This is a genomic window from Pseudomonas sp. Arb-4-2C (genome assembly GCF_055755015.1).
In genome coordinates, this window is the sequence record NZ_CM146899.1 from 5879924 (window position 1) to 5893562 (window position 13639).

Annotated in this window: 13 protein-coding genes; 3 read left to right on the forward strand and 10 right to left on the reverse strand. The window is 57.5% G+C overall.

All coding sequences use genetic code 11. The features are described 5' to 3' along the window. Positions 1-9: 9 nt before the first annotated feature. The 10 genes from AC0J41_RS26690 to rpmH form a co-directional block, all read right to left on the reverse strand. Positions 10-417 (reverse strand): F0F1 ATP synthase subunit I, encoded by a 408-nt coding sequence (locus AC0J41_RS26690; RefSeq protein ID WP_003229783.1) that lies wholly within the window; start codon positions 415-417, stop codon positions 10-12. Between the two features lie 148 nt (positions 418-565). Beyond that, positions 566-1438 carry a ParB/RepB/Spo0J family partition protein gene (locus AC0J41_RS26695; protein ID WP_003229785.1) on the reverse strand — a complete coding sequence of 291 codons (873 nt, stop codon included), beginning with the start codon at positions 1436-1438 and terminating at the stop codon, positions 566-568. 9 nt (positions 1439-1447) lie between these two features. After that, complete coding sequence (locus AC0J41_RS26700) at positions 1448-2245, reverse strand: ParA family protein (protein ID WP_003229787.1); 798 nt, start codon at positions 2243-2245, stop codon at positions 1448-1450. An 18-nt stretch (positions 2246-2263) separates the two neighbouring features. Continuing rightward, a complete protein-coding gene (gene rsmG, locus AC0J41_RS26705; RefSeq protein ID WP_473014027.1) occupies positions 2264-2908 on the reverse strand; it encodes a 16S rRNA (guanine(527)-N(7))-methyltransferase RsmG in 645 nt (214 codons plus the stop codon). Next, on the reverse strand, positions 2905-4803 hold the full coding sequence (gene mnmG, locus AC0J41_RS26710; RefSeq protein WP_025112250.1) for a tRNA uridine-5-carboxymethylaminomethyl(34) synthesis enzyme MnmG: 1899 nt from the start codon (positions 4801-4803) through the stop codon (positions 2905-2907). Before mnmG ends, rsmG begins: the two co-directional genes overlap by 4 nt. Before the next feature lie 556 nt (positions 4804-5359). Next, positions 5360-6730, reverse strand: a complete 1371-nt coding sequence (gene mnmE / locus AC0J41_RS26715) for a tRNA uridine-5-carboxymethylaminomethyl(34) synthesis GTPase MnmE (RefSeq protein ID WP_473014028.1) — start codon at positions 6728-6730, stop codon at positions 5360-5362. Between the two features lie 81 nt (positions 6731-6811). Then, positions 6812-8494: a membrane protein insertase YidC gene (yidC, locus tag AC0J41_RS26720; RefSeq protein ID WP_025112252.1), complete on the reverse strand. Its 1683-nt coding sequence runs from the start codon at positions 8492-8494 to the stop codon at positions 6812-6814. 2 nt (positions 8495-8496) lie between these two features. Further along, the gene (gene yidD, locus AC0J41_RS26725; protein WP_010565858.1) at positions 8497-8742 is read right to left on the reverse strand and encodes a membrane protein insertion efficiency factor YidD; all 246 of its coding nucleotides are present in this window, start codon (positions 8740-8742) and stop codon (positions 8497-8499) included. Then, positions 8735-9136: a ribonuclease P protein component gene (gene rnpA / locus AC0J41_RS26730; RefSeq protein ID WP_011336726.1), complete on the reverse strand. Its 402-nt coding sequence runs from the start codon at positions 9134-9136 to the stop codon at positions 8735-8737. Before rnpA ends, yidD begins: the two co-directional genes overlap by 8 nt. Before the next feature lie 16 nt (positions 9137-9152). Beyond that, positions 9153-9287, reverse strand: coding sequence for a 50S ribosomal protein L34 (gene rpmH, locus AC0J41_RS26735; protein WP_003213577.1), 135 nt, complete (start codon positions 9285-9287; stop codon positions 9153-9155). Between the two features lie 566 nt (positions 9288-9853). Between rpmH and dnaA the strand changes: the two genes are divergently transcribed. The 3 genes from dnaA to recF are packed head-to-tail and all read left to right on the forward strand — an operon-like array spanning position 9854 to position 13638. Then, positions 9854-11377, forward strand: coding sequence for a chromosomal replication initiator protein DnaA (dnaA, locus tag AC0J41_RS26740; protein WP_473014029.1), 1524 nt, complete (start codon positions 9854-9856; stop codon positions 11375-11377). 39 nt (positions 11378-11416) lie between these two features. After that, positions 11417-12520 carry a DNA polymerase III subunit beta gene (gene dnaN / locus AC0J41_RS26745; RefSeq protein WP_025112254.1) on the forward strand — a complete coding sequence of 368 codons (1104 nt, stop codon included), beginning with the start codon at positions 11417-11419 and terminating at the stop codon, positions 12518-12520. Between the two features lie 14 nt (positions 12521-12534). Continuing rightward, complete coding sequence (gene recF / locus AC0J41_RS26750; RefSeq protein ID WP_003220208.1) at positions 12535-13638, forward strand: DNA replication/repair protein RecF; 1104 nt, start codon at positions 12535-12537, stop codon at positions 13636-13638. Position 13639: the final 1 nt, after the last annotated feature.

Sequence of the window (13639 nt, forward strand, 5' to 3'; positions counted from 1 at the left end):
TCAAACGCCCTAAGGTCTCGAAAGTCTTGTTCTCATCAGCAGGGGAGCGAACCAGCTGACCGACTGAGTCAGCACGAAGGCACCGAATACTGCGATCGGCGCCAATGGCTTCACACCTGCAAACACCAGTGCAAACAGCACTGCCGTCAAAATCAGTTTGCCTGCCTCGCCGGCATAAAATGACCGGACGATGGACTGGGCTGCTCGGGCGCCGGAAAACCGAAATGCCTTGTGAGCGAAATAAACATTGGGCAGCAAGGCTATCAGGCCTCCGCAAAGTCCCGAGTATCCGGCAACGACTCCGTGCCATTGCCAGAGCGCCAAAGCGGCAATGAGCAAAATGACAAATTGAGCCATCAACACCGGAAAAACCGCCAGGCGATGGAACGGCAGGCGGTTTGGCTTGCGGGTTTCCATCACGATTGCTCTCCAATGGTCGGCTGCCAGAATTCAATAACTTGGCATAATTTGTGCCGACAAAATGCGCGCAGAGTATAGGGGCGGTTCTGCCCCTATTCAACTGTCAGGTAGTGATTTCCGACTGCGCGCTACATGAGGAAATGTTTCAGCGGATGTGTGCGAGCACACCCTGAAGCTCATCGAGGGAGTTGTAACCGATGACCAACTGGCCCTTTCCCTTCTTTCCGTGGCGAATCTGCACCGCAGAGCCTAGGCGCTCGGCCAGACGCTGCTCAAGGCGAGCGATATCCGGGTCGGGTTTGGCTGCTTCCACAGGCTCCGGTTTGCCGCTCAACCACTGGCGAACCAGTGCTTCAGTCTGGCGCACGGTCAGGCCGCGTGCGACAACATGTCGCGCCCCTTCCACCTGCTGATTGTCCGGCAAGCCGAGCAAAGCACGGGCGTGGCCCATTTCCAGGTCGCCGTGGGACAGCATGGTCTTGATGACTTCAGGCAGGGCAATAAGCCGTAACAGGTTAGCCACAGTCACGCGGGACTTACCCACAGCCTCGGCAACCTGTTGCTGAGTGAGCTGGAATTCCTGCTGCAGGCGCTGCAGGGCGACCGCTTCTTCGATCGGGTTCAGGTCTTCACGCTGGATGTTCTCGATCAGCGCAATGGCGATCGCGGTTTCATCCGGCACATCGCGGACCATGGCCGGGATGGTTTCCTGACCGGCCTGTTGGCTCGCGCGCCAGCGGCGCTCACCGGCGATGATTTCAAAGCGGCCACCGCCAATCGGGCGTACCACGATCGGCTGCATCACACCTTGAGACTTGATCGACTGCGCCAGCTCTTCGAGCGCCTGCGGATCCATGTCGCGGCGTGGCTGGTATTTGCCACGCTGCAGCAGGTCCAGCGGCAAGTGTTGCAGTTCACGGGTATCCGCCTGCGCAGCCTGTTCTTCCAGCGCGCTGACAGTCGGACCACTCAGCAGTGCATCCAGTCCACGTCCGAGACCTCGTTTCTTGACGGCCATGGGGATTCCTTAAGTTGGCTGAGCAGCGGCGATACGTGAATTTTTGCGCTGACGGCGAACCATCTCGCCCGCCAGGGCCAGGTAGGCCAGCGCGCCGCGCGATTGCTTGTCGTAGGCCAGTGCCGGCATACCGTAGCTTGGCGCTTCGGCCAGGCGGATATTGCGCGGGATCACTGTGTCGTAGAGTTGCTCGCCGAAGTGTTCCTTGAGCTGCGCCGAAACGTCGTTCATCAGGCTCAGGCGCGGGTCGTACATGGTGCGCAGCAAACCTTCGACCTTCAGGTTCGGGTTCAACAGTTCAGCGATGCGCTTGATGTTATCCACAAGGTCGCTCAAGCCTTCGAGCGCAAAGTATTCGCACTGCATGGGGATAATGACCCCATCAGCGGCAACCAGTGCGTTGAGCGTGAGCATCGACAGCGAGGGTGGGCAGTCGATCAAAATGTAATCGTAGTTCTCACGGATCGGCGCCAGCGCACTGCGCAGACGGCTTTCCTTCATCTGCATTTCCAGCAGGACCACTTCGGCAGCAGTCAGGTCGCGGTTGGCCGGCAGCAGTTGATAACCGCCGTGCTCGGAGTAGTGCATGGCCTGGGCCAGATCGCATTCGCCGATCAGCAGGTCGTACACCGAGTTTTCCAGGCCATGTTTATCCACACCGCTACCCATGGTGGCGTTGCCCTGTGGATCGAGATCGATCAACAGCACCCGGCGCTTGGTCGCGACCAGGGATGCTGCGAGGTTGATGCAGGTGGTGGTCTTGCCCACACCACCTTTCTGGTTCGCTATCGCGAATACCTTAGCCATTCTTGCTTGTGTTCCCAATCATGCCGTGCGGCGCAGTATCAGCAGATGGCGTTGGCCTTGGCAACCGGGTACGGCCAGGGCGTGTTCGCTATCGAGTTTGAAGTCTGCCGGCAATGCTACCAGCTCATCGGCCGGATGAACGCCCTTCATTGCCAGCCAGCGCGTATCGGCATCGCCGAGGTGGCGAGTCCAGTTGGTGAAGTTCTCCATGCTGCTGAATGCCCGGGAAATGATCCCGTTGAACGGTTGGGCAGGCTGGAAGGCTTCGACGCGACTGTGGATAACTTGCAGGTTGTCCAGTTTGAGTTCGAGTTTGACCTGGGTCAGGAAGCGGGTTTTCTTGCCGTTGCTGTCCAGGCAAGTCACTTGCGAGTCCGGATACAGGATCGCCAGAGGGATCCCCGGCATGCCGCCACCGCTGCCGACATCCAGCCAGCGGCCGTTTTCGATGAACGACATCACGCTCAGACTATCGAGCAAATGACGCGAGACCATTTCGTCAGGATCGCGCACCGCTGTCAGGTTGTAGGCCTGGTTCCATTTGATCAACAGGGCCAGGTAACCCAGCAGCAATTCGTGCTGGGTTGCGCTGAGATTGACACCGAGCTCGCGGGCTCCTGTGGATAACTCTTCGGCGTGTTGCGAAGTGACCTTAGAACTCAAGCGCTTTGCTCCAACTGACGGCCCGCGCCGCGTTTTTTCAAATGAATCATCAACAGCGAAATCGCTGCCGGCGTCACGCCCGGGATCCGCGAAGCCTGGCCAAGCGTCTCCGGACGCGTCGCACCGAGCTTGCTCTGGATCTCCTTGGAGAGACCGGAAATGTTGGTGTAATCGATATCCACAGGCAACTTCGTGTCTTCACTGGCGCGCAGACGGGCGATTTCGTCCTGCTGACGGTCGATGTAACCGGCGTATTTGGTCTTGATTTCGACCTGCTCGGCGACCTGGGGATCTTCGGCGCCGTTGCCGGTCACTTCGACCAGACCAGCGTAGTCGATTTCCGGACGACTCAAGAGGTTGAGCAAGTTGTATTCGTGAGTCAGCGGCGTGCCGAATTTCTCGGCAATCGCATCGCCCTGCTGCGTATTTGGGCGAACCCAGGTGCTTTTCAGGCGCTGTTCTTCCAGTTCGATGCTTTCGCGCTTCTTGCAGAACGCCGCCCAACGCGCGTCATCGACCAGGCCGAGTTCGCGACCTTTTTCGGTCAGACGCAGGTCGGCGTTGTCCTCACGCAGGATCAGGCGGTACTCGGCACGGGAAGTGAACATGCGGTACGGCTCTTGGGTACCGAGGGTGATCAGGTCATCGACCAACACGCCGATGTACGCTTCATCGCGACGCGGGCACCAGGCTTCTTTGCCCTTGGCGCGCAGTGCGGCGTTGGCCCCGGCCAGCAAACCCTGGGCGCCAGCTTCTTCGTAACCGGTGGTGCCGTTGATTTGCCCGGCGAAGAACAGACCGCCGATGACTTTGGTTTCCAGGCTGTATTTCAGGTCGCGCGGGTCGAAGTAGTCGTACTCGATCGCATAACCCGGACGCACGATGTGCGCGTTTTCCATGCCGCGGATCGATTGCACAATCTGCAATTGCACGTCGAACGGCAAGCTTGTGGATATCCCGTTTGGATACAGCTCATGGGTGGTCAGACCTTCCGGTTCGATGAACACCTGATGGCTTTCCTTGTCGGCAAAGCGGTGGATCTTGTCTTCGATCGACGGGCAGTAACGCGGACCGATGCCCTCGATTTCGCCGGCAGCGGAATACATCGGCGAACGATCAAGGTTCGCGGCAATGATTTCGTGAGTGCGGGCGTTGGTGTGGGTGATCCAGCAACTGACCTGCCGTGGATGCTGCTCTTTGTTACCCATGAACGACATCACCGGGATCGGCGTATCGCCTGGTTGCTCGGTCATCACCGAGAAATCCACAGACTTGCCATCGATACGCGGCGGCGTACCGGTTTTCAGGCGACCGACACGCAATGGCAGTTCACGCAGACGGTGAGCCAGTGCGATCGACGGCGGATCACCGGCACGACCGCCGGAAAAATTCTGCAAGCCGATGTGGATAAGTCCGCCGAGGAACGTCCCCGTGGTCAACACCACGGAATCAGCGAAGAACCGCAGACCCATTTGCGTGACAACACCGCGCACCTGTTCCTGCTCAACGATCAGATCGTCGGCGGCTTGTTGAAATATCCACAGGTTCGGCTGGTTCTCCAGAATTTCGCGGACAGCGGCCTTGTACAGAATCCGGTCGGCTTGCGCACGGGTGGCACGCACGGCCGGGCCTTTACGGCTGTTCAACACGCGAAACTGGATGCCGCCCAAATCGGTGGCGATGGCCATCGCGCCGCCGAGGGCATCGATTTCCTTGACCAGATGGCTTTTGCCAATGCCACCGATGGCCGGATTGCAGCTCATTGCACCGAGGGTTTCCACGTTATGCGTCAGCAACAGGGTTTTTGCCCCCATACGTGCTGAGGCCAGTGCTGCCTCGGTACCGGCATGACCGCCGCCGATGACGATCACTTCAAAACGGGAAGGGAAATCCACCACGCACCTCGTGCCTGCTTAAGTAGGTAATTCAGGAATAGTTTGAGATCAGGTTTCTGGACCTGGTCGACAAGTATAGGGACTTCGCCCTTCCTAAAGAACCCTTTGCACAAAATTTAACCAGCTGTGGAGAACTCGAAGTTAAAAGAATAAAAAAGAGAGAAATTTATAAAACCTTTGTTTTTATGTTTATTCTTACTGACCGACCTTTCTGTGGATAGATCGCTACAACCCTTGTTATTCAATGTGTACAGAGTTTCAAAACCCTGTTATCAGGTGCCAATGAGGCCCTTGGATAACCGGTTTAAGCCTGTGGATGAATGGGGTGGTTATCCACAGAGGCAGTTATATCCAGTTTTGAAGCCCTGTTATCAACTGACCTCATTGCCAGTTATTCACAGGGCTTAATCCACAGAAAAGGTCTGTGCGAGAAACACACGGGCACAAAACATCCGCTCAGGGAGAAGGAATCTGCCCGGCACTGGAAGAAGGTAGGGAGAAAAAGGGGGGGGGGCAGGCAGGCCGCGAACGGGCCTGCCTGTGTACAGCAGAAGAACTATTTACCGATGCAGAAGCTGGAGAAGATCCGGCCGAGCAGGTCATCGGAACTGAATGCCCCGGTGATTTCTCCCAGGGATTGCTGCGCCTGACGCAAATCTTCTGCCAGCAGCTCACCAGCGCCTGCCAACGTCAGCTGCGCGCGCCCATGTTCCAGCGCCGCACTGGCATGCCGCAGGGCCTCGAGATGCCGGCGTCGGGCACTGAAGCTGCTTTCCGACGTTTGCTCGTAGCCCATGCAGGCCTTGAGGTGTTCACGCAGCAATTCCAGACCGTCACCGGCCGATTTGGCGCTCAGGCTGATGGTGACATGGCCATCTTCGCTGACTTCCAGGGCAATCGCTTCACCCGTGAGGTCGGCCTTGTTGCGGATCAGGGTGACTTTGGCCGGATCTGGACGGGTGTCGAGGAATTCCGGCCACAGCGCAAACGGATCTGCTGCTTCAGGAGCGGTGGCATCGACCACTAACAGCACGCGATCCGCTTCAGTGATTGCTTTCAACGCGCGCTCAACGCCGATCTTTTCCACCTGATCGTCGGTATCGCGCAGACCAGCGGTATCCACCACGTGCAACGGCATGCCATCAATGTGGATATGTTCACGCAGGATGTCTCGGGTGGTGCCAGCAATCTCGGTAACGATCGCCGCTTCGCGTCCGGCCAGGGCGTTCAACAGGCTGGACTTGCCGGCATTCGGACGACCGGCAATCACCACAGTCATACCATCACGCAACAAGGCACCCTGCCCGGCCTCGCGAAGCACTGTGGACAGTTCATCGCGTACGTTGTCGAGCATGTTCAGCACATGACCATCGGCAAGAAAGTCGATTTCCTCTTCCGGAAAGTCGATGGCAGCTTCGACATAGATGCGCAGAGCGATCAATTGTTCGGTGAGGTGATGCACACGCAGGGAAAACGCGCCCTGCAGCGAGCGCAGGGCATTGCGCGCAGCCTGTGCAGAACTGGCCTCGATCAAGTCGGCAATCGCCTCGGCCTGAGCCAGGTCGAGTTTGTCGTTGAGGAACGCACGTTCGCTGAATTCGCCAGGACGCGCCAGCCGGCAGCCCAGTTCCAGACAACGTTTGAGCAACATATCCAGAACGATCGGGCCGCCGTGGCCCTGCAGTTCCAGTACGTCTTCGCCGGTGAACGAGTTCGGTCCCGGGAAATACAGGGCCAGACCTTCGTCCAGCACTTGTTGGTCATCACTGAAAAACGGGCCGTAATGAGCGTAACGCGGTTTCAGTTCGCGGCCGCTGATGGCTTTGGCTGCAACACTGGCCAACGGCCCGGAAATACGGACGATGCCGACACCGCCACGCCCTTGAGCGGTAGCGACAGCGGCGATGGTTTCACGAGGTGCGCTCATAAACCGGAATCCAGACAAAAGTGACAGATAGCAAAACGCCCCACTAGGGGGCGTTTTGAGTGGTGTTATCCACAGAGTAAGTTACGCCTCGGCTTTTTTCGTCGCCGCTTCGATCTTACGCGTGATGTACCACTGTTGGGCAATCGACAGGCAGTTGTTCACAACCCAGTACAGCACCAGACCTGCAGGGAACCACAGGAAGAAGAAGGTGAAGATGATTGGCATCATTTTCATGACCTTCGCCTGCATCGGATCCGGCGGAGTCGGGTTCAGACGCTGCTGAATGAACATGGTCGCGCCCATGATGATCGGCAGGATGAAGAACGGATCCTTGATCGACAGGTCGGTGATCCACAGCATGAACGGCGCCTGGCGCATTTCCACGCTTTCCAGCAGAACCCAGTACAGCGAAAGGAAAACCGGCATCTGCACGAGGATCGGCAAGCAGCCGCCCAGCGGATTGATCTTCTCTTTCTTGTACAGCTCCATCATGGCCTGCGACATTTTCTGCCGGTCATCGCCATGTTGCTCTTTCAGTGCAGCCAGTTTCGGAGCAACGGCACGCATACGCGCCATGGATTTGTAGCTGGCAGCCGACAGCGGGAAGAAGATCCCTTTGATCAGCATGGTCAGGAAGATGATCGACCAGCCCCAGTTACCCACAATCGCGTGGATGTGTTGCAGCAACCAGAAGATCGGCTGAGCGATGAACCACAGAATGCCGTAGTCGACCGTCAGTTCCAGACCTGGGGACAACTCTTTCAGTACAGCCTGGCTTTTTGGACCGGCGTACAGAATGGCGCTGGTTTCAACTTTTGCACCCGGTGCAGCGGTCAGCGAAGGGCCGGTGTAACCGATGATGTAGTTGCCTTTGCTGTCCTTACGCGTCTGAACGATGTTGTTTTCGCCTTTCGGCGCAACCCATGCAGTCACGAAGTAGTGTTGCAGCCAGGCTACCCAGCCACCGGTGACAGTTTCCTTGAGCTGACCTTTGTCCATGTCCTTCATGGACACTTTCTTGTACGGCTCGGAACTTGTCCACAGAGCAGCGCCCAGATAAGTCGCAGTACCTGTAGCAGTGGTCGACGAAGGGTCGGCACTGGCGTCGCGCTTCAACTGAGCGAACATCGAACCGGACCAGGGCTGAGCGCTCTGGTTATCCACAAGATAGGTCACGGTTACGTCATACAGGCCGCGTTTCAGGGTGAAACGCTTGATGTAGTTGACACCGTCCTTGCTGAACTTCAGGTCGACGACCAGTTGGTCCTGACCGTCAGCCAGTTGATAACTTTTCTTCTCCGAAGAGTAAACCGGACGACCGGCCGGGCTTGCGTCCGGACCGTTGGTGCCGATCAGGCCGCTTTGTGCCAGATAAGTGCGCTCGCCGCCGTTGTCGAACAGCTGGAACGGAACATCCGGACGGTCCTGGCGACGTGGATACAGTGGCAAGGTCAGTTGCGCAACGTCACCGCCCTGTGGATCGATCGCCAGATCGAGCACGTCGGTTTTGACCTGGATCAGATCCTTGCTGGCAGCGACCGGAGTTTCCACAGGTGCGCTGGTATCGCTGGCGGCACGCGGAATATCGTCACTGGCGGAAGCGTTATTGCCAGGAACGGTGTCCGGCAAACCGGATGCAGTCGTACTGGAAGCAACATTCTGAGTCGGCAGGGCAGCCTGGCCATAGTCCTGGTTCCATTTAAGAACCATAACGTAGGACACGATTGCCAGGGCGACGATCAGGATCGTGCGTTTGATATCCATGATTACTCGGCCATCGAAGAAGAACGGGAGGTAGGGATAGGTGGAACCGGGTCATAACCACCGGGATTCCACGGATGACAGCGACCTAAACGACGAAAGGTCAGCCAGCCACCGCGCAGAAGGCCATGATTTTCGATGGCTTCTAACGCGTAGCAGGAACAACTGGGGTAGAAACGACAGTGGTCAGCCATCAGGGGACTAATGGCATAGCGATAAAACTGGATCGGAACGAGGGCCAGTTTACGCATCTGGACTGTCTACCCCTACAGTTTCGGTTTTGACTGCTGGAACTGGCTTGTTACGGGCCAGGCGTTTCCAGAGTTTGCCGAAATGCTGAATCAATTCGGGGTTTTCTACATCGCCCAAACCTTTGCGCGCGACGATAACGATGTCCCAGCCGACCAGTGAATCCTGGTGCAGGCGAAACGATTCGCGCATAAGACGTTTGAGACGATTGCGCTCGACGGAGAGCTTTACGCTCTTTTTCCCGATAACCAGCCCGAGACGGGGGTGATCAAGGTCGTTGTTGCGCGCAAGGAGCAGGAGATTTTTCCCCGGAACCTTGCCGGTAGGGGAGTCAAAGACTGCCTTGAAATGCCGGGGGGTAAGCAGACGCTTTTCCCGACTGAAGTCCTGACTCACCTCCAGTACCGGATTATCAAACTGCCAGACGCGCACGACCTTTGGCGCGACGACGCGACAGGACAGCGCGACCGTTCTTGGTAGCCATGCGAGCACGGAAACCGTGGGTACGAGCGCGTTTGATAGTGCTTGGTTGGAAAGTACGTTTCATGTCGTGTTACCTGGTTCGTCCACAACGGGCCGGAATGGCCCCCGTTTTAAGAGACCGGGGATTCTAGAGAAAGCAAGCCTTCAGGTCAATTTCCAACCAGCGTTTCCTTATAAATAGATCTCTGGAGCTTCCAGAACCGAAATCCTGTTTGCCAGATATAAAAATAAAGAAGGGAATTATTTAAAGCTTTTCTGTAAAGCTTGTAAAAGCTAGGGCGGCCATCTTCTGTGGATAACTGGTTTGAGCCCTTATTCCGCTTGATGTACAGAGAATGACAACTACAGTGGAAAACCGTGTTCAGCCTGTGCTGCGCTGTCGGATAACCTGTGTGTGGAAACGGCAGTTATCCACAAGCTGGTTATCCACCGAGTTCTACCCCCAGTTGTCCAGTACCCTCAGAGGCGGTTATCCACAGAGCTTATTCACACACCGTTGGTCGCCTTTTTACCGGTTAACGCATTGATTAATCATGACCACCACACAACCTGCATGTGGATAAGTGGGCCGCTCGCCGCTACAATGGCCGCTTGTTTTTGCCTCACCGGCTTTCAACTTAGGGGATATCCGTGTCAGTGGAACTTTGGCAGCAGTGCGTGGAGCTTTTGCGCGAGGAGCTGCCTGCCCAACAATTCAACACCTGGATCCGTCCACTACAGGTCGAAGCCGAAGGCGACGAGTTGCGCGTCTACGCACCGAACCGTTTTGTGCTGGACTGGGTCAACGAAAAGTACCTGGGTCGCGTCCTTGAACTGCTGGATGAGCACGGCAACGGCATGGCGCCTGCGCTTTCCTTATTAATAGGCAGCAAACGCAGTTCGGCACCGCGTGCCGCGCCGAATGCACCGTTAGCTGCTGCGCAAGCGTCTCAGGCTCAGGCCAATGCCGCGCCAGCCAGTGCTCCGGCACCAGCCCCGACGGCTGCCCCCAGCAAGCGCTCGACGCACAAAGCCGAGGAAGTCAGTGAAGAGCCGTCCCGCGACAGCTTTGATCCGATGGCCGGTGCGGCCTCGCAACAGGCCCCGGTTCGCGCCGAACAGCGCACTGTTCAGGTTGAAGGCGCGCTCAAGCACACCAGTTACCTGAACCGCACCTTCACCTTCGAAAACTTCGTTGAAGGCAAGTCCAACCAGCTCGCCCGTGCGGCGGCCTGGCAGGTGGCGGATAATCCCAAGCACGGTTACAACCCGCTGTTCCTTTATGGGGGCGTCGGCCTGGGTAAAACCCACTTGATGCATGCTGTGGGTAACCACCTGTTAAAGAAGAACCCGAATGCCAAGGTCGTCTACCTGCATTCCGAGCGCTTCGTGGCTGACATGGTCAAGGCGCTGCAACTGAATGCGATCAACGAGTTCAAACGCTTCTACCGTTCGGTGGATGCTTTGCTGATCGACGATATCCAGTTCTTCGCCCGCAAGGAGCGCTCGCAGGAAGAGTTTTTCCACACCTTCAACGCCCTGCTTGAAGGTGGCCAGCAGGTCATTCTCACCAGTGACCGCTACCCGAAAGAAATCGAAGGCCTTGAAGAGCGACTCAAATCCCGCTTCGGCTGGGGCCTGACCGTTGCCGTCGAGCCTCCGGAACTGGAAACCCGCGTGGCGATCTTGATGAAGAAGGCCGACCAGGCCAAAGTCGAGTTGCCACACGATGCGGCGTTCTTCATTGCCCAGCGAATTCGCTCCAACGTCCGTGAGCTGGAAGGTGCGCTGAAACGCGTGATCGCCCACTCGCACTTCATGGGCCGCGACATCACCATCGAGCTGATTCGCGAATCCCTGAAAGACCTGTTGGCGTTGCAGGACAAACTGGTCTCTGTGGATAACATTCAGCGCACTGTCGCCGAGTACTACAAGATCAAGATCTCCGACCTGCTGTCCAAGCGCCGTTCGCGCTCGGTGGCTCGTCCCCGTCAGGTGGCCATGGCATTGTCCAAAGAGCTGACCAACCACAGCCTGCCGGAAATCGGCGATGTGTTTGGCGGACGCGATCACACGACGGTGTTGCACGCCTGCCGCAAGATCAACGAACTTAAGGAATCCGACGCGGACATCCGCGAGGACTACAAGAACCTGCTGCGTACACTGACCACTTGATGAACACCAGCGCAGCTTATTAAGGCAAGGGACTAGACCATGCATTTCACCATTCAACGCGAAGCCCTGTTGAAACCCCTGCAACTGGTCGCAGGCGTCGTCGAGCGCCGACAGACCTTGCCGGTACTCTCCAACGTGCTGTTGGTCGTCGATGGCCAGCAACTGTCGCTGACCGGTACCGACCTGGAAGTCGAGCTGGTGGGTCGCGTGCAACTTGAAGAGCCGGCCGAAACAGGTTCCATCACCGTGCCCGCGCGCAAGCTGATGGACATCTGCAAGAGCCTGCCCAACGACGCGCTGATCGACATCAAGGTCGACGAGCAGAAGCTGGTGGTGAAGGCCGGGCGTAGCCGCTTCACCCTGTCGACCCTGCCAGCCAATGATTTCCCGACGGTGGAAGAAGGCCCGGGTTCGCTGACCTGCAGCCTGGAGCAGAGCAAACTGCGTCGCCTGATCGAACGCACCAGCTTCGCCATGGCCCAGCAGGACGTGCGTTATTACCTCAACGGCATGTTGCTGGAAGTATCCGAAGGCATCATCCGTGCTGTGGCCACCGACGGTCACCGTCTGGCCATGTGCTCGATGAAAGCCGATATCGGCCAGCCTGATCGCCATCAGGTGATCGTGCCGCGTAAAGGTATCCTTGAACTGGCACGTCTGCTCACCGAGCCGGAAGGCAACGTCAGCATCGTCCTCGGTCAGCACCACATCCGCGCCACCACCGGTGAGTTCACCTTCACCTCGAAGCTGGTCGACGGCAAATTCCCGGACTACGAGCGCGTTCTGCCAAAAGGCGGTGACAAGCTGGTGCTCGGTGACCGTCAGGCACTGCGTGAAGCGTTCAGCCGTACCGCGATTCTGTCCAACGAGAAGTACCGTGGTATCCGTCTGCAACTGGCCAGCGGGCAGTTGAAGATCCAGGCCAACAACCCGGAGCAGGAAGAAGCGGAAGAAGAAGTAGGCGTTGAATACAACGGCGGTTCGCTGGAAATCGGCTTCAACGTGAGCTACTTGCTCGACGTGCTGGGCGTGATGACCACCGAGCAGGTTCGCCTGATCCTGTCCGACTCCAACAGCAGTGCGCTGGTGCAAGAGTCCGACAATGACGACTCGGCTTACGTTGTCATGCCGATGCGTCTGTAATCAGCTGACCCTGGATGTCCTTAAGTCGTGTTTCGGTCACCGCGGTGCGCAATCTGCATCCGGTGACCTTCTCCCCCTCCCCCCGCATCAACATTCTTTACGGCGCCAACGGCAGCGGCAAAACCAGTGTTCTGGAAGCCATTCATCTGCTGGGGCTTGCCCGTTCGTTTCGTAGCACGCGGCTGTTGCCGGTCATCCAGTACGAACAACTCGCCTGCACCGTGTTCGGTCAGGTCGAGTTGGCCGAGGGTGGGCACAGTGCGTTGGGGATATCTCGCGACCGTCAGGGCGAGTTCCAGATCCGCATCGACGGACAGAACGCCCGCAGCGCCGCGCAGCTGGCGGAAATCCTGCCGCTGCAGTTGATCAACCCCGACAGCTTCCGCCTGCTTGAAGGTGCGCCGAAGATTCGCCGGCAGTTCCTCGACTGGGGCGTTTTCCACGTCGAACCACGGTTCATGGCGACCTGGCAGCGTTTGCAGAAGGCCTTGCGCCAGAGAAACTCCTGGCTGCGGCATGGTACACTTGACGCCGTTTCGCAAGCGGTTTGGGACAGGGAACTGTGCCAGGCCAGCGCTGAAATCGATGAATACCGTCGCGCTTACATCAAAGCCTTGAAACCAGTCTTTGAACAAACCTTGAGCGAACTGGTTGAGCTCGAAGGTTTGACGCTCAGCTATTACCGAGGCTGGGACAAAGACCGGGAATTGAGCGCCGTATTGGCTGGCTCCGTGCAACGGGATCAGCAAATGGGTCATACCCAGGCTGGGCCACAACGGGCTGATTTGCGTCTTAGATTGGGCGCACACAACGCCGCGGACATCTTGTCCCGAGGTCAGCAGAAGCTGGTGGTCTGTGCGCTGCGTATTGCCCAAGGGCATCTGGTGAGCCAGGCCCGTCGCGGTCAGTGTATTTATCTGGTGGATGACTTGCCGTCCGAGCTGGACGAGAGCCACCGTCGCGCGCTGTGCCGTTTGCTGGAAGACTTACGCTGCCAGGTGTTCATCACCTGTGTAGATCACGAATTATTGAGGGAAGGCTGGCAGACGGAAACGCCAGTCGCTCTGTTCCACGTGGAACAGGGCCGTATCACCCAGACCCACGACCATCGGGAGTGAA